The sequence below is a fragment of the Xylanivirga thermophila genome, from assembly GCF_004138105.1.
In the GTDB taxonomy this organism is placed as follows: domain Bacteria; phylum Bacillota; class Clostridia; order Caldicoprobacterales; family Xylanivirgaceae; genus Xylanivirga; species Xylanivirga thermophila.
The window spans coordinates 1-16463 of sequence record NZ_RXHQ01000043.1 but is presented as its reverse complement, the minus strand read 5'-3'; the positions used below and the strand labels follow the sequence as shown (position 1 = coordinate 16463).

Here is a 16463-nt window from a genome sequence, read left to right as displayed (position 1 = left end):
TTTAATCAATGTTCCTTAGGTGGTCTCATTGCCATGCCATTTTTTAATTTTCTGCTGCAAGAAGACCCTCAAGAAACTTTCAAAATTATTTTATAAAACTACTTGACTTTAATTAGCTGGTCTAAATAAACATTTATATTTAGTATGGATTATTATATTAGAAACTATGCAATTGTATCTGAATATATATCAATTGCTCCTATTTGAGCTGATTCAACTATATGTTTTATATAGTCAAAATTATCAATCAAAAGTTCTAAAATATCAGCATCTATATAGTTGTTTTTAGCCATTTCTTTTAGTATATCTATAATCTGTTTTTTGTCCATGCCAGCTCTATAAGGCCTATTTTCTATTAAAGCAACAAAAAGATCAGAAATTGCTACAATTCTAGAAACTAACGGTATTTCGTCACCTTTTAAATGAAAAGGATAACCAGTACCGTCCAGATGCTCATGGTGAAATGATGCCCATTTTGCAATATCGCTAAATCCTTCAATTTGACTTAAAATTTTATATGTATAAAATGGATGTCCCTTAATTATATCGTATTCAAAAGATGATAATCGGCTAGGTTTGTTTAATATTTCTGAAGGAATTGCTAATTTCCCAAGATCATGTAAGTTTGCTGCTATAGTGATTTTAGTACATTCAGTTTCTGAAAATCCAGCAAGTTTAGCCATAATCTTGGCACAAGCAGCTACACCACTTGAATGGGTGGAGGTATATTTACTCCGAAAGTCTATCATTTTAGAAAACATAGTAGATAAATCCACAAAATCATACATATCAATATACATTTTATCATCTAATTTTATCATTTGTTTTATACTATCAGCAAGGAAGTTGGATGTTATATCTAGCCAGAAATATTCTTTTTTAGCTAATTCCAGAAATGCATCTACTATTTCAGGATTAAATAAATTATTTCTATAATTATCTATAGTATGACATATTTTATCTTTTTGTGATAACACAGGTACATCATGATTAATCAAAATAGCTACTCTATCCGATAAATGTATAATATGGCTAAACATATGCACATTATATCCCATATAATATAATCCATTTCCATATTTCCATGGAATATGGTGAAAATGTACAATATCTGCTACCTTTTTAAAAGGTTTAAACATTCGTAAAAGTTTATATCCAATGTTAGCATGATGATAAGAATCATTAAAATCAAAGTTCAAAGCGGACATCTTTTCTTTTAATGAAAATGCTCCGATATCATGAAAGATAGCTGCTAAAAATAGTTCATTAAGCTGATCTTGTGTTATCCCTAATTCTCTACCAATACTAAGAGCTATATAAGCAACTTTTTTATGATGGCCTACAAGAGATGGTTCTACCATGTCTATAGTGCTGGATAGACTTATAGATATTTCCCAAAGACTTATGTTTATATCATCATACATATAGTATTACACTCCAAAAATAAATATTAATCATAAAAACCTCAAAATCTACAAATGATTTTGAGGTTTTACGATCGAATGGTGGGTCATCAGGGATTCGAACCCGGGACGCCCTGATTAAGAGTCAGGTGCTCTACCAACTGAGCTAATGACCCATATACTATAACAACAAGAATAAGTGGTGGGCCATCAGGGATTCGAACCCGGGACGCCCTGATTAAGAGTCAGGTGCTCTACCAACTGAGCTAATGGCCCACATAAATATTTATTTCTTGCTGGCGCGCCCAGAAGGATTCGAACCTTCGACCTCCAGATTCGAAGTCTGTCACTCTATCCAGCTGAGCTATGGGCGCAAGAAAAAAATGGAGCGGAAGACGGGATTCGAACCCGCGACATTCGCCTTGGCAAGGCGACGCTCTACCACTGAGCCACTCCCGCATGTACCTAAAATTATTTATTTTTAAAAATTATGGGGGATGGTGCGGGCGAAGAGATTTGAACTCCCACGCCTTGCGGCACTAGATCCTAAGTCTAGCGCGTCTGCCAATTCCGCCACGCCCGCACGGATGGTGACCCATCGGCGACTCGAACGCCGGACACCTTGATTAAAAGTCAAGTGCTCTACCGCCTGAGCTAATGGGTCAAATATGGCTGGGGCGGCAGGGTTCGAACCTACGAATGCGGGAGTCAAAGTCCCGTGCCTTACCACTTGGCTACGCCCCAACATGGGGTGGATGGTGGGACTCGAACCCACGATTTCCAGAGCCACAATCTGGCGCTCTAACCAACTGAACTACACCCACCACATAAATCATTTTGCCATAAATGGTGCGCCTGAAGGGATTCGAACCCCTGGCCTACGGATTAGAAGTCCGTTGCTCTATCCAACTGAGCTACAGGCGCAAAATGGAGCGGGTGATGGGAATCGAACCCACACGACCAGCTTGGAAGGCTGGAATTCTACCATTGAACTACACCCGCATATCATGCCGACAATCAAAGATTATATACTATCGAGTACCGGTTGTCAATAGTTTTTTTTAACTTTTTTTGACCAATTCGGACTCGCATCTCGGCGACGAGTTTTAGTATACTGCAAACTAATTGATAGGTCAACTGACAAAATCGCCAAATTTCTCAATTACGTTAAATTATCTCTTAATATCATTATAATACTTACACATTAACAATCCAAGGGGTTATATTTTGGTTAACTAACTCTATAATGGCTATTGTTGGTCTATACCCTCCCCTTGGTTGAGAAGGACTGCCGGGATTTATAAACAGCTTATCCTCTATATGTTCTATCTTAGGAATATGTGTATGCCCAAATAAAAAAACGTCTATGTTTGATCTTTTTGCAGTATTAAGCATTTTATTGAAATTATGTGCTCCATCATATAGATGACCATGGGTGAGGAAAAAACGTTTTCCTTCTAATTCTATTATTTTAGAATAGTCGGTATTACTATCATAATCACAATTACCTTTTACATAATCTATTGGTACATTTACGGTATTTTGTATATACGCTGCATCTTTTACAAAATCGCCTAAATGAAATATCCTGTCTACATCTTTTACTTTATTTAGTATATTTCTTAAGGACAATTGTTTGCCGTGTGTGTCACTAATTATTGCTATTTTCATGGTTAATATAACTATCTCCTTTACTTTTAAGATTTTAATTCTTCGAATAAAACATTACGCAATTCTTTTAGTGCGATAGCTCTATGGCTTATTAGATTTTTTTGACCGTCAGGTAATTCTGCAAAAGTTTTTTCTAGACCATCTACAATGAAGAGTGGATCATAGCCAAATCCATTATTACCCACAGGTTTAAATCCTATTTTTCCATGGCATATTCCATTTGTTGTTATTATTTTTCCACTAGGATATACCAATGCCATACAGCATCTAAATTGAGCTTTACGTTTTTTAATAGGTGTATTTTCAAGCATTTTAAGTAGTTTTATATTATTCTGTTCATCATTTGCATTAGGGCCTGCAAATCTTGCTGAATAAATACCTGGTTGTCCACCAAGTGCTTCCACCTCTAGACCAGAATCATCTGCTAAGGTAATCTTATTTGTTAATTTCATAGTTTCCATAGCCTTTTTGATTGCATTTCCTTCAAATGATATTTGGTCTTCAACAGTATCGATGCTAATGCCTAAATCTTTTAGACTTAGTATTGTTATGGGTAGATCCTTAAATATATGCTTAATTTCACTTAACTTCCCTTGATTGTGCGTAGCTACTACTATTTCCATTGGTTTTTCCTCCTAAATTTTATAATTAATAATATATCGGTTAAATTTATGGGCTGCCTTTTAGGCAGCCCATAAATTTAACTAATATTCATTCGCAAATGTAGGTAGATTTAGCTGCTCTACACCTTCATATTCTTTACCATCAACCATAATTTTAACATAATCAACGCCGGAGAATTGTTTTGCAGTCATAGCAATAGATTTCATTACAATAGCTTCACTTCTAGGCTCATTTCCCAAGGCACTAAATTCCTTATTGAAGTTTATGTATGCTGTTCCGTTTTCTATTTTTGTATCTAATAGTTTTGTACCCTGTGGGATATCCATTTTTAATACATTGCTACTTTTAGGCCCCTTTAACAATTCTCCGATAGCTGTATCTAGGGCAAGCTCAGATGCTGATATTATCCTAGTTACGGGCACAAGATAGTCATATTGTGTATCTGATGTGCTGTGGAAAAACACTGTAAGTTTTCCTTCTCCATTTTTTATATTTTGCCCCATTTCTAAATTTATATCTTGAGGAGCAAGAGGTTTGCTTACATCCGTTCCATTTTTCATACTTTGCTTTATCTTACCATCAAACATAAATTGCACTTTGTCAATTGCAGGAAATTCACATAGAGTGAGTACTATACCCTGCACCATGTTACTTTCAGATACTGGATTTTCAAATTGAACAGTATCATTCTTAAAATCAATTTTTGCTAAACCATCTTTTATTGATAGACCGTTTATCTCCGTATTTCCAGGCATTAACGCCTTAAGTCCCATTGCCATGAGATCTTTTTGCTGTTCTTTAGTATCCATCATATAGGATAGGGCAGCTTTTGCAATACCTTCTTCCCAAGGAATTTTACGCATTACTGGGACAAGATAACCATCGTCATTTTGATAATATAATATCGTTTCTCTAAGATTTGTATCTTGTTTATCATCCTGGATGTTATTAGTTAACACATTACCATCTGGAGTTTCACTATCTAAATTATTCTTTTGTGATGACTTACATCCTCCTAAAAACATAATAGTTAATAACATTATGGAAATAATAAATATAGTCTTTCTGCTATACAATATAGACTCCCCCCTTAGTTACTTCTTGATAATATTTATATTAAACATTTATGGTGAGTATGTATAACACTTTGATATTTTACCATATATTTTATATAAAATCCATATAATCGTGTATATAGAGCAGTTTTGTTTGTATTTGATATAAAGTAATAGTATAATAAATTGAAACTCTTTATCCTTTAATTATTGTAAAGTAGATTATTTTAGGAGGGATATATATGGCCTTAGACGGTGTGATGTTATCATGTATAATTACTGAATTAAAAGCTAAATTATTAGGTGGTAAAGTAGAAAAAGTATATCAGCCGGAGCGGGATGAGATAAATATTGTTATACGATGTGGAGGAAAAAATTACAAATTACTTATGTCAGCAAGTGCAAACAATGCCAGAATTCATATAACAGGAACAAGCAAAATAAATCCGCAAGTGGCTCCTGCATTTTGTATGGTACTACGCAAACATATATTAAGTGGTAAAATAGTGGATATAGTTCAACCAAATTTTGAAAGAATAGTGGAGATTCATATCCAAAGTATAAATGAATTAGGAGATATGTCGATAAAGAAGCTTATAATAGAGATAATGGGAAAACACAGTAATATTATTCTAGTGAATGAAGAAAATAAAATTATAGACTGTATAAGGCATGTAACTAGCGATATGAGCAGAATAAGGGAAGTTTTGCCAGGAAATGAATATGTATATCCTCCTGCCCGGGGAAAGATAAGCCCTATAAATATGAATAGGGATACATTGATCAATATATTATTTCAGGATAAAAACCAAGATAAAAAACTCGATAATGTTATTTTTCAATCTTTTGCGGGTGTTTCTAAAATCACAGCGAAGGAAATCGTATACAGGGCGGTAGGAAATAGTAACATGCTAATTATCAAAGAACTAAACGATAATGATAAAGAAAATGCAGTAAACAGCTTTTTAAATTTTTTCAAGGAAGTTTCTGAAGAACATTTCGCTCCGTTTATATTGCAAGATTCCAATAACGCACAAAAGGATATACTGCCTTTCTTTTACGAACAGTATGATTTAAAAATGCAAATTGCTGTAAATAGTCCGTCAGAAGCTATAGAACAGCTTTATGCCAATAAGGATAAGATCGATAGATTAAAGCAACATTCATCAAATTTATATAAGATTATAAGGACGCATCTAGACAGGTGCTATAAAAAGCTTGATATACAATATAATGAATTGAAGGAGGCAAAGAAAAGTAGTCTATATAAATTATGGGGTGAACTTTTAACGGCAAATATATATCAAATACATCAGGGAATTGATAGTATAGAACTTATAAACTATTATGATGAAGCAGGAAAAAAAGAAAAAATTCCTTTAGATAGGGGAAAAACTCCCGCCCAAAACGCTGCTCTATACTATAAAAAATATAACAAATTAAAAACCGCCAGCAAAATGGTATCTAAGCAGCTTGCTGAAAATAAGAAAGAGATAGAGTATTTAGAAAACCAGTTGCATAATCTGGAAAAATGCACTGAATATGATGAACTTGAGGAGATAAAAGAAGAGCTTATATCCCAAGGATACATTAAAAAGAAAGTGAAGAATATAAGAAAACGACAAAATACAAAGATATCAAAGCCATATCATTTTATATCTTCAGATGGTTTTGATATCTTTGTAGGTAAAAACAATATACAAAATGACTATCTTACATTAAAAATAGCAAGCGGTAGAGATATTTGGTTACATGTAAAAACCATACCTGGTTCCCATGTAATAATAAAAACTAATGGTGAGGAAGTGCCAGATAAAACATTATTGGAAGCTGCACATCTTGCTGCTTTCTTTAGCAAGGGTCGTTTATCTAGCAATGTAGCAGTAGATTATTGTCCTAAGAAAAATGTAAAAAAACCAAATGCTGCTAAACCCGGTATGGTAATATACGATATATATAATACCATCTACGTAACTCCTGATGAAGACTTAATAAAACATTTATCGAAGGAATGATCTGCTGCCAGGCTTTACTAAAGGTATATCGGATTTGCATATAGGGCAGTTTTCAGGTGTATAGGATTTTACATCTAATGTGATGGCTGCCCTATACTCTGCTCCAAATTCTACTGTACCATTACTTCTGTCAACTAGTGTAGCTACTCCCGCCACATTACCTTTGTATCCTTTTACCAGTTCTATTACTTCTTTAACAGATCCTCCAGTGGTTACAACATCTTCAACTATTAAAACATTAGTACCTTCAGGTATATCAAAACCCCTTCTAAGAACCATATCACCTTCTTGTCTTTCGGCAAACATTGCCTTTGCGTTTAAACATCTGGCCATTTCGTATGCAAAGATTATACCTCCTATGGCTGGTCCAATTACTATATCTATTTTTAGGTTTTTAAAATGTTTAGATAATGCAATAGATAACTCTTCTGTATATTCTGGGTATTGAAACACCTTTGCACATTGCAAATATTGATCGCTATGTCTGCCAGATGTCAATAAAAAATGTCCTTCCATCAAAACACCGGTTTGTTTAAATATTTCAAGTACCCTTTCTTGATTTATGAAATTCATAATTATCCTCCTTTTATGGTTAATTTATAATAATTCCATTTATTAATTCGCTTATATCCTTTATGCTATTATCAATCATATACCGGCTCAACTCATCTAATATCCTAATACATGCATTAGGGGTTACTAGATTAGCAGTGCCTACCATAACTGCTGTGGCTCCCGCCAGCAAAAACTCTACTACATCTTCGCCATTCATAATACCTCCCATTCCGATTACAGGTATGCTAACTGCTCTGTTGGCCTCCCATACCATGCGAAGTGCTAGGGGCTTTATAGCAGGACCTGATAGACCACCTGTTATATTTGCTAGTATAGGTCTACGGCTTTTTGCATCTATTGCCATACCTAAAAACGTATTTACTAGAGAGATGGAATCAGCTCCTCCCTCTTCTGCTGCAGCCGCATTTTCTCCTATGTTTGTAGTATTAGGTGTAAGTTTTACAATAAGAGGTTTTTTAGTGCATGATTTTACATCCTTTGTTACCTTATATATACTCTCTGGACGTGCTCCAAAGGCTGCACCACCTTCTTTTACATTTGGGCATGATATATTAAGCTCTATGAAGCTAATCGGCTGATCGTTGAGCTTTTGTGCTACTTGGCAGTACTCATCTATGGTACTCCCGTTTATATTTGCTATTATTGGAACATCATATTCTGATAATTTAGGCAGCTCATTTTGAATGAAATAATCTACCCCCGGATTTTGAAGTCCTACGCTGTTTAAAATACCAGATGGAGTTTCTGCAATACGTGGTGGAGGATTACCTGCCTTTGGTTTTAAGGTTAATCCTTTTACTGCTATTGCACCTATCTTATTTAAATCTACATAGTCCTTATACTCTATTCCAAACCCAAAAGTTCCGGAAGCAGCTATTATTGGGTTTTTAAGCTTTATGCCGCATATTTCAACATTTAGGTTATTCATCAGCTAACACCACCTCTTTTGCCCAAAATACAGGTCCATCGGTACATACTTTTTTATAAGTCCAACCTTCAGGAGTAGAAGCTTTTATTTTACATACACATACTAGACACCCGCCTACACCACATCCCATGCGCTCTTCCAATGATATTTGACAAGGTATATCATATCGGTTTGATAATGCTTGTATCCCTACTAACATGGGAATAGGTCCACATGCTACTATGAGGTCAGCATCAGTATAATTTAGTGCTTCACTTAATATGTCATTTACAAACCCCTTGTATCCTAGGCTCCCATCATCCGTACATATGCGTACATCACTTGACATCATTTGAAAATCTTCAATTTGGTAGGACGATTCTCTATTTCGATATCCTAAAAAGCAGGATAGGTGTTTGTCTTTATGTTTGTTTACAAAGAATTTTAATGGAGCTACTCCACAACCTCCACCTATTATATATATATTGTTATACGTTTTCGGTTGTATAAATCCGTTTCCAAGCGGCCCAAGCACATTTATACAATCTCCTGCTTGTAATGTTGATAAAATATTAGTACCTTTTCCTACCAACTGATATACTATATCCACCCTTTCCTCTTCCATATCTATATCATTTATACTTATGGGTCTTCTTAGAATAAGGGAGCTATCATGAGGTATCTGTACATGTAAAAATTGTCCAGGTATAGCTTCTTTACATATATTTCTACTCTTAATACCCATTTTGAATATACCTTGGGCTATTTGTGTATTAGATAAAATAGTGCATATTTCAGTTTTATTCATCTCATATCCTCCAATTGTTGTAATGAAATAGTATGCATTTCTTCCCCGGATAGGCTTAGCTTCATGCTGTTTATAAAGGCTTTTGCCGTATCCAATGATGTAAAACATGGTATTCCGTATTCTACTCCTTTCCTTCGTATTTTAAATCCGTCCCTTTGTGGTATCCTACCTTTAGTAGGTGTATTTATAATCATTTGAATTTTCCCTTGTTCTATAAAGTCCTCTATATTGGGATGAGATTCACTTATCCTGTTTACTACACTGGCAGCAATATAGTTAGATATGAGTACATGGGCAGTACCCCCTGTGGCCAGTATATCAAAGCCTAGCTTTTCCAGCTCTGCTGCAAGTGGTACAACCTCTTGTTTATCATAATCCGCAACTGTAATAAGAACGGTGCCTGTCTTTGCAAAATTATATCCAGCAGCTATAAGACCTTTATATAGGGCTTCTGATAAATTTTTACCAATACCAAGCACTTCACCGGTAGATTTCATTTCTGGGCCTAGACTAGTTTCTACCTGAGGTAATTTTTCGAATGAGAAAACAGGGACTTTTACAGCCACAATATTGCGTTTTGGGGCTAAACCTATACCATAACCCAACTGTTTAATGGTATAACCCATCATTGCCCTGGTAGCTAGATTCACCATAGGTATACCTGTAACCTTACTTATATAAGGTATGGTACGACTGGAACGGGGATTTACCTCTATGATATAGACTTCGTTATCGTATTCTACAAACTGTATATTGATAAGTCCTTTAACTTTTAGTTCTACAGCTATCTTTTTTGTATACTCCACTATTTTATCTACAGTAGCTTTTGATAGGCTTTGTTGCGGGTATACTGAGATGCTATCTCCCGAATGTACTCCCGCTCGTTCTATATGTTGCATGATACCAGGAATTAATATATCTTCTCCATCACATACTGCATCTACCTCTATCTCTTTCCCTATTAGATACTTATCAATCAATATGGGATGATCCTGCTTTGTTCGATTTATTATACCCATATATTCCTCTATATCATCGTTACTATGGGCAATTTGCATCCCTTGACCTCCTAATACATATGACGGTCTTATAAGGACTGGATAACCAAGTCTTTCAGCTGCATCTATAGCTTCACTGGTAGTGAATATAGTGGTACCTTTTGGTCTTTTTATATTGAGTTTATTTAAAAGCATATCAAACTCTTTTCTATCTTCTGCCTGATTGATGGCTTTAGGATGTGTTCCTAGTACTTTATATCCTGCCTGATGTAGAGTTTCTACCAATTTTATAGCAGTTTGACCCCCAAACTGTATCATTACTCCAAGGGGTTTTTCCCGTTCTAATATATTTATTACATCTTCAGGCGTAAGGGGTTCAAAATATAATTTATCTGCCGTATCAAAATCGGTACTTACTGTTTCAGGATTATTATTTATTATGATAGTTTCAAAACCTATCTCCTTTAATGCCCATACTGCATGGACTGAACAATAATCAAACTCTATGCCCTGTCCTATTCTAATTGGCCCCGAACCGAGTACTACTACCTTTTTATTATGGCTTACATTCATTTCATCCTGCCCAAGGTATGTCGAATAGTAATAAGGTGCAGCAGATTTCAAATGTTTAGCATAGGTATCTATCTTTCTATAAACTGGATATATACGGAAACTCTTCCGTATGTTATATATACGTTCTTCTATTGTATCTGTAAATCTTGCTATGGTATTATCTGTAAAACCCATCTCCTTTGCTTTAAGCAATATATCAGCTTTTAAGCTTAAAACATCACAATTTTTTAGTGCTTCTTCCATTTTAACTATATTATATATTTTACCTATAAAAAACTTATCTATGGCGGTATATCGATATACCATATCTATATCCATACCGCGCCTTAAGGCTTCTCCCACTATAAAGATACGCTCATCGGTTTTTTCATGTAATCGATTTTTTATTTCCGCGTCTGTAAAGTTCTTAAATTTTGGCGCATCAAGTGAATCTATGCCTAGTTCTAAAGACCTGATAGCCTTTAAAAGTCCTTCTTCAATGCTTGAACCTATGGCCATAACTTCACCTGTAGCCTTCATCTTAGTTCCTAGTCTTTTATCGGCCTTTACAAACTTATCAAAAGGCCATTTGGGGATTTTAACTACTATATAATCAACAGTTGGTTCAGAAATGATATATCCGTTTTTAGAAATTCCATGTAAGATCTCATCCAATGTATAACCGACTGCTATTTTTGCTGTTATCCTGGCTATAGGATACCCTGTTGCCTTGGATGCCAGTGCACTCGATCTGCTAACTCTTGGATTTACTTCTATGATATAATAGTCCATACTGCACGGATCAAGGGCAAACTGTACATTACATCCACCTTCTATTTTGAGCTCATCTATGATCCGGAGTGCAGCCGTACGGAGCATTTCATATTCTAAAGCATTTAGCGTTTGGGCGGGAGCTACTACTATGCTATCTCCCGTGTGTATGCCCACAGGATCGATATTTTCCATACTGCATATGGACATGCAATTACCTTTTCTATCCCGTACAACCTCAAACTCAATTTCTTTCCATCCGGCAACGGATTTCTCAACAAGAATTTGATGCACTCTACTCAACCTCAATCCATCGCTGGCTATCTCTATAAGTTCGTTCTCATCTTGTGCTATACCTCCACCAGTTCCACCTAGTGTATATGCTGGACGTACTACAACAGGATACCCTATATTTTTAGCAAAATTTATGGTGGTTTCAATATTATGAGCTATTATACCTTCTATAATAGGTTGATGAATTTTTTCCATGGTATGCTGAAACGCTTCTCTGTCCTCTGCCTTGTTTATAGTATCCATAGAGGTACCTAATAGTCTTATGTTATTGCTATCTAAAAAATCTTGTTCGGCTAATTCCATAGCTAAATTAAGTCCAGTTTGGCCACCTAATGTTGGTAAAATGCTATCGGGTTGTTCCTTTAAAATAATATTTTTTAATGTTGATATATTTAATGGCTCTAAATATACTTTGTCAGCCATATTTACATCAGTCATTATGGTGGCAGGATTACTATTTACCAGTACGACTTGTATTCCTTCCTCTTTAAGGGCTCTGCAAGCCTGAGTACCTGCGTAGTCAAATTCAGCTGCTTGCCCTATTATTATAGGTCCAGACCCTATTACCAGTACCTTCTCTATATTCATATTTCTGGGCATAAATCCACCTCCTTTGATTTTAATATTGCTTCGTTTATGTCATTCTTCATCCTAATAACTTCCGCCAGCGCCGCTTTATCAAATTCAGAAGATGAAAATTTATCTTTCCATAATGGATTTTTATATGCACATATAATGCTGCGAGAGGCATTTACAACGGCACCTAGTCCATCGGGATTAAAACATCCCGTTATATGACGAGCAGTACCTCCCTGAGCCCCATACCCAGGCACTAAAAAGTATGCGTTTGGGATAATATTTCTAAGGTGTCTGGCATCTTCAGGATGGGTTGCCCCAACTACTGCTCCGATACTACTGTAGCCATTTTGGCCTTTTAGCTTTTTCCCCCATTTATCTACATATTGGGCTACTATTTCATAAAGTTTCTTATCTTTTACTTGTAAATCTTGAAGCTGAGCTGAAGAAGAATTGGATGTCTTTACTAATATGAATATGCCCTTATCATATTTGATGCAGGCATCTATAAAAGGTGCTATGCCATCTATTCCTAAATATGGATTAACAGTTATAAAATCAAGATCAAAAGCTGCTTCTTTGGTGTTAATAAGCCCTGTCCTACCTAAATAGGCATCGGCATAGGCCTCTGCAGTAGAGCCTATGTCATTGCGCTTTACATCTCCAATTACTATAAGCCCCTTGTTTTTTGCATATTGACATGTATTTCTAAAAGCTTCTATACCTGCAGGGCCATACATCTCATAATAGGCTATTTGTACCTTTACTGCTGGTACATATTCATATACCATATCTATTATTCTCTTATTAAACTCTAAAATAGCTTTAGATGCCCCTTCAAATGTAATATTCCCCTTACAATATCTATCTACAATACATGCCGGAACATATTCCAACCTAGTATCCAGTCCGACTAGGACACAACTTTTTTTGTCCAATATCTTTCTTATAAGTTTATCTATCATGTTTTTATCCTCCTTATAAGCAAATTTTACCTTTCTCCATAACTATATTTCCATCTACTATTGTATATAGGATTTTTCCCCTCAATTTACATCCATCGAATGGTGAATTTTTTCCCTTTGAATAAAATCTGTTTGTGTCTACGGTATAAGATCCATTAGGATCTACTATGGTTATATCAGCCATTTCGCCTTCCATTAGTTTTCCTCCGGGGATGTTCAACAACCTGGCGGGAGTTGATGACATTTTATCTATTAGTTGAGGCATGCTTAATATACCTGTATGCACTAGGTTAGTGTATGCCAGGGAAAAGGCTGTTTCAAATCCTGATATACCATTGGTAGCTAGATCAAATTCTGTATTTTTATCCTCGATGCTATGGGGTGCATGATCTGTAGCTATTATATCTATTGTTCCATCTTTCAGTCCTTCTATTATTGCTTCTACATCAACACTAGTTCTCAATGGTGGATTAACCTTTGCATTTGTGTTGTATTCTTCTATCCATTCATCAGTAGCTGAAAAATAATGCGGAGCAGTTTCGCAGCTTACTTTTATACCTGCTTTTTTAGCCTGCCTTATTATCTCTACAGAGCCCTTGGTGCTTACATGGGCAATATGGATAGGAGCATCAAGTGTCCCTGCTAATATAATATCTCGAGCTACCATAATCTCTTCTGCAGCCCTTGGTATACCTTTAAGGCCTAGTATAGTGGACATATATCCTTCATTCATAACTCCATCTCCAACTAAATCCATATCTTCGCAATGTGAGATTAGAAGAAAATTAAACATTTTTGCGTATTGAAGAGCCAATTGCATAATATTTGGATTATATACGGGATATCCATCATCTGACAAAGCTACTGCCCCGGCTTCTTTTAAATCGCCCATCTCAGTTAGCTCTTTACCTTGTAAACCTTTAGTTATGGCTCCTATAGGATATACTTTAACTATTCCTTGAGATCTTGATCTAGATTTTATAAAACTAACTATAGCTGCATTATCTATTGGAGGATTAGTGTTTGCCATGCAAGCTATGCTGGTAAAACCACCAGCTGCTGCACTTCTAGTCCCTGAAGCTATATCTTCTTTATATTCAAATCCCGGTTCCCTTAAGTGACAGTGAGCATCTACTAGTCCAGGTATTATATACATATTGTCTGCATCTATAGTCTTATAATTTTCTGCATCTATTTCTTTTGAGATCTTTATTATCCTGCCATCATTAATCAATATATCTGCATTAAAAGCTTTATCATTTATTCCATCTACAATGGTGCCGTTTTTAATACACAACATTTTTATTTTCTCCTTTCCTTGTAATAAGATATAGGATAGCCATACGTACTGCAACTCCATTGGTTACCTGTTCATCAATGGCAGAAACATTGCAATCTCTTATATTTGATGTTAATTCAACACCCCTATTTACGGGACCTGGATGCATAATTATTGCATCATTGTTTGCGTATGATAATTTTTCTTCATCTATACCAAATAGTTGGGAATATTCTCTCAAAGAGGGTAATAATCCTTTTTGTTGCCGTTCTTTTTGTATTCGAAGTCCCATAACTACATCTGCGTCCCTTATAGCGTCCTTTGCACTATAAAATACCTTTGCACCCGTTTTATCCAGTTCTACAGGTAGCAGTGTCGGAGGACCTGCTATTTTCAACTCAGCGCCAAGTTTAGTAAGCCCCCATATATTGCTTCTGGCAACTCGGCTATGCAAAATATCACCTATTATAGCCACTTTTATACCATCAAAAGTACCCAACTTTTCCCTAATAGTAAACATATCTAAAAGGGCTTGCGTAGGATGTTCGTTCATTCCATCTCCTGCATTTATGACGGATGCATCTATATTTTTAGCTATAAGGCTTGGAGCACCGGCCATTGGATGGCGTATTATTATTACATCGGTTCCCATGGCTTGTATTGTTCTGGCAGTATCAATGAGAGATTCTCCCTTTGCCACGCTACTGGATGTTGCTGATATATTTGCAGCACTGGCACCCATGTATTTACTTGCAAGTTCAAATGATAGGCGTGTACGAGTACTGTTTTCATAAAATAGTGTAACTATGGATTTACCCTGAAGATGGGGAGTTTTTTTATTGTTTTTAAGTAATATATGTTTCATAATTTCTGCATTGTCAAGAATTTCTTCTATTTCATCCTCGCTAATACTGCGTAGTCCCAAGAGATCTTTATTTTGTAGCGCCATATGTTTCCCTTCTTTCTGAGGTTGTTTTGTAATATTCCGGTTTAAAATATAAAGATTGGTTATATTGAAGCAAAATAAATGCCTTGACATTTTACTGTCAAGGCATTAGATATCCGAACGCCCTTGACAGCCTCTCTGGACTGTATTAAAGGGAGTTTATTTTTCTGTTATAATTACCCTATTAATTTTATCAATTTCTTCAACTTGCACATTAACAATTTCATTTTTTGAAGTAGGAACATTCTTTCCTACATAATCTGCTCTTATGGGCAACTCTCTATGTCCCCTGTCGATAAGAACGGCAAACTGAATGGATTTTGGCCTGCCCATATCTATTAAAGCATCCATAGCAGCCCTGGCAGTTCTCCCAGTGTATAGTACATCATCTACCATTACAACTATTTTTTCATTTATGTCAAATGGTACATCAGTACTATTTATAATTGGATGTTCAGCTAAAACAGATAAATCATCTCGATAGAGAGTTATATCTAAAATTCCTACAGGCAATTCTATATGCTCATATTCTTTTATGCGTTCAGCTAGACGATGTACCAGTGGTACGCCTCTCCTCTGAATGCCTATAAGTACTACATCCTCAATAGCTCTATTTCGTTCAATAATTTCGTGGGCTATCCTAGATAGTGCTCTGTTAATAGCCACTTCATCCATTATTTGTGCTTTTTCAATCATATAACTTTTCCCCCTATCAAAAAAGCCTTACCGTTATACTGGTAAGGCATAATATACAAATATATTAAACAAAAATTCTAAACTCAATACCTTACCAGCCTCACGGGACTGAATTAAAGGCCCATATCTTTTTTTATATAATATCATATGGTAATGAGATTGTCTACTATTTTTATAAAAAACTTTAAATTCGTAATTCTAGGTTCGTTGTATAATTAAATGCAACACCAAAAAAATATAGAACCATAGCGAGAAAATCATGTATAATATTTTTAACCAAAAAAAAATAATACAGTGAGGTGCTCGCTATGGCTAATTCTAATTGTA

The 16463-nt window shown here is 35.4% G+C and carries 13 protein-coding genes and 10 tRNA genes; 1 reads left to right on the top strand and 22 read right to left on the bottom strand.

Annotation, left to right across the window (positions count from 1 at the left end; genetic code table 11):
• Positions 1-164: 164 nt before the first annotated feature.
• The 14 genes from EJN67_RS13000 to EJN67_RS12935 all read right to left on the bottom strand — a co-directional run bounded on the left by EJN67_RS13000 (position 165) and on the right by EJN67_RS12935 (position 4774).
• On the bottom strand, positions 165-1424 hold the full coding sequence (locus tag EJN67_RS13000; protein WP_129724871.1) for an HD domain-containing phosphohydrolase: 1260 nt from the start codon (positions 1422-1424) through the stop codon (positions 165-167).
• Positions 1425-1503: 79 nt separating this feature from the next.
• A tRNA-Lys gene (locus tag EJN67_RS12995) sits at positions 1504-1579 on the bottom strand.
• Positions 1580-1603: 24 nt separating this feature from the next.
• A tRNA-Lys gene (locus tag EJN67_RS12990) sits at positions 1604-1679 on the bottom strand.
• Positions 1680-1700: 21 nt separating this feature from the next.
• A tRNA-Arg gene (locus EJN67_RS12985) sits at positions 1701-1777 on the bottom strand.
• 10 nt (positions 1778-1787) lie between these two features.
• Positions 1788-1862, bottom strand: a tRNA-Gly gene (locus EJN67_RS12980).
• A gap of 39 nt (positions 1863-1901) precedes the next feature.
• Positions 1902-1986, bottom strand: a tRNA-Leu gene (locus EJN67_RS12975).
• Between the two features lie 5 nt (positions 1987-1991).
• A tRNA-Lys gene (locus EJN67_RS12970) sits at positions 1992-2067 on the bottom strand.
• A gap of 5 nt (positions 2068-2072) precedes the next feature.
• Positions 2073-2147 (bottom strand) — tRNA-Gln (locus EJN67_RS12965).
• Positions 2148-2150: 3 nt separating this feature from the next.
• Positions 2151-2227 (bottom strand) — tRNA-His (locus tag EJN67_RS12960).
• A gap of 23 nt (positions 2228-2250) precedes the next feature.
• A tRNA-Arg gene (locus EJN67_RS12955) sits at positions 2251-2327 on the bottom strand.
• A 4-nt stretch (positions 2328-2331) separates the two neighbouring features.
• A tRNA-Gly gene (locus tag EJN67_RS12950) sits at positions 2332-2405 on the bottom strand.
• Positions 2406-2600: 195 nt separating this feature from the next.
• A complete protein-coding gene (locus EJN67_RS12945; protein WP_129724870.1) occupies positions 2601-3074 on the bottom strand; it encodes a metallophosphoesterase in 474 nt (157 codons plus the stop codon).
• A gap of 26 nt (positions 3075-3100) precedes the next feature.
• On the bottom strand, positions 3101-3697 hold the full coding sequence (locus EJN67_RS12940) for an XTP/dITP diphosphatase (RefSeq protein ID WP_129724869.1): 597 nt from the start codon (positions 3695-3697) through the stop codon (positions 3101-3103).
• A gap of 81 nt (positions 3698-3778) precedes the next feature.
• A complete protein-coding gene (locus EJN67_RS12935) occupies positions 3779-4774 on the bottom strand; it encodes a GerMN domain-containing protein (protein ID WP_129724868.1) in 996 nt (331 codons plus the stop codon).
• Between the two features lie 221 nt (positions 4775-4995).
• Here EJN67_RS12935 and EJN67_RS12930 point away from each other — a divergent pair, with 221 nt between their 5' ends.
• On the top strand, positions 4996-6768 hold the full coding sequence (locus EJN67_RS12930) for an Rqc2 family fibronectin-binding protein (protein ID WP_129724867.1): 1773 nt from the start codon (positions 4996-4998) through the stop codon (positions 6766-6768).
• On the opposite strand, the gene pyrE is transcribed toward EJN67_RS12930, so the two are convergent.
• From pyrE to pyrR, 8 genes are all read right to left on the bottom strand, one after another.
• Positions 6754-7332, bottom strand: a complete 579-nt coding sequence (gene pyrE, locus EJN67_RS12925; protein ID WP_129724872.1) for an orotate phosphoribosyltransferase — start codon at positions 7330-7332, stop codon at positions 6754-6756. The two genes, EJN67_RS12930 and pyrE, sit on opposite strands and share 15 nt — an antisense overlap.
• A 28-nt stretch (positions 7333-7360) precedes the next feature.
• Complete coding sequence (locus EJN67_RS12920; RefSeq protein ID WP_129724866.1) at positions 7361-8272, bottom strand: dihydroorotate dehydrogenase; 912 nt, start codon at positions 8270-8272, stop codon at positions 7361-7363.
• Positions 8265-9059, bottom strand: coding sequence for a dihydroorotate dehydrogenase electron transfer subunit (locus tag EJN67_RS12915; RefSeq protein ID WP_165000877.1), 795 nt, complete (start codon positions 9057-9059; stop codon positions 8265-8267). The genes EJN67_RS12920 and EJN67_RS12915 overlap by 8 nt, the downstream gene beginning before the upstream one ends.
• Complete coding sequence (gene carB, locus EJN67_RS12910) at positions 9056-12274, bottom strand: carbamoyl-phosphate synthase large subunit (protein WP_129724864.1); 3219 nt, start codon at positions 12272-12274, stop codon at positions 9056-9058. Before carB ends, EJN67_RS12915 begins: the two co-directional genes overlap by 4 nt.
• Positions 12259-13215 (bottom strand): orotidine-5'-phosphate decarboxylase, encoded by a 957-nt coding sequence (pyrF, locus tag EJN67_RS12905; RefSeq protein WP_129724863.1) that lies wholly within the window; start codon positions 13213-13215, stop codon positions 12259-12261. Before pyrF ends, carB begins: the two co-directional genes overlap by 16 nt.
• Positions 13216-13228: 13 nt before the next feature.
• The gene (locus tag EJN67_RS12900) at positions 13229-14515 is read right to left on the bottom strand and encodes a dihydroorotase (RefSeq protein ID WP_129724862.1); all 1287 of its coding nucleotides are present in this window, start codon (positions 14513-14515) and stop codon (positions 13229-13231) included.
• Positions 14502-15443: an aspartate carbamoyltransferase catalytic subunit gene (locus tag EJN67_RS12895; protein WP_129724861.1), complete on the bottom strand. Its 942-nt coding sequence runs from the start codon at positions 15441-15443 to the stop codon at positions 14502-14504. The genes EJN67_RS12900 and EJN67_RS12895 overlap by 14 nt, the downstream gene beginning before the upstream one ends.
• A gap of 156 nt (positions 15444-15599) precedes the next feature.
• On the bottom strand, positions 15600-16136 hold the full coding sequence (gene pyrR, locus EJN67_RS12890; protein ID WP_129724860.1) for a bifunctional pyr operon transcriptional regulator/uracil phosphoribosyltransferase PyrR: 537 nt from the start codon (positions 16134-16136) through the stop codon (positions 15600-15602).
• Between the last annotated feature and the right edge of the window lie 327 nt (positions 16137-16463).

Coding starts and splice junctions, on each gene's coding strand:
- EJN67_RS13000 (WP_129724871.1), bottom strand. CDS start 1,424: ATGTATGATGATATAAACATAAGTCTTTGGGAAATATCTATAAGTCTA.
- EJN67_RS12945 (WP_129724870.1), bottom strand. CDS start 3,074: ATGAAAATAGCAATAATTAGTGACACACACGGCAAACAATTGTCCTTA.
- EJN67_RS12940 (WP_129724869.1), bottom strand. CDS start 3,697: ATGGAAATAGTAGTAGCTACGCACAATCAAGGGAAGTTAAGTGAAATT.
- EJN67_RS12930 (WP_129724867.1), top strand. CDS start 4,996: ATGGCCTTAGACGGTGTGATGTTATCATGTATAATTACTGAATTAAAA.
- EJN67_RS12920 (WP_129724866.1), bottom strand. CDS start 8,272: ATGAATAACCTAAATGTTGAAATATGCGGCATAAAGCTTAAAAACCCA.
- EJN67_RS12915 (WP_165000877.1), bottom strand. CDS start 9,059: ATGAATAAAACTGAAATATGCACTATTTTATCTAATACACAAATAGCC.
- carB (WP_129724864.1), bottom strand. CDS start 12,274: ATGCCCAGAAATATGAATATAGAGAAGGTACTGGTAATAGGGTCTGGA.
- pyrF (WP_129724863.1), bottom strand. CDS start 13,215: ATGATAGATAAACTTATAAGAAAGATATTGGACAAAAAAAGTTGTGTC.
- EJN67_RS12900 (WP_129724862.1), bottom strand. CDS start 14,515: ATGTTGTGTATTAAAAACGGCACCATTGTAGATGGAATAAATGATAAA.
- EJN67_RS12895 (WP_129724861.1), bottom strand. CDS start 15,443: ATGGCGCTACAAAATAAAGATCTCTTGGGACTACGCAGTATTAGCGAG.
- pyrR (WP_129724860.1), bottom strand. CDS start 16,136: ATGATTGAAAAAGCACAAATAATGGATGAAGTGGCTATTAACAGAGCA.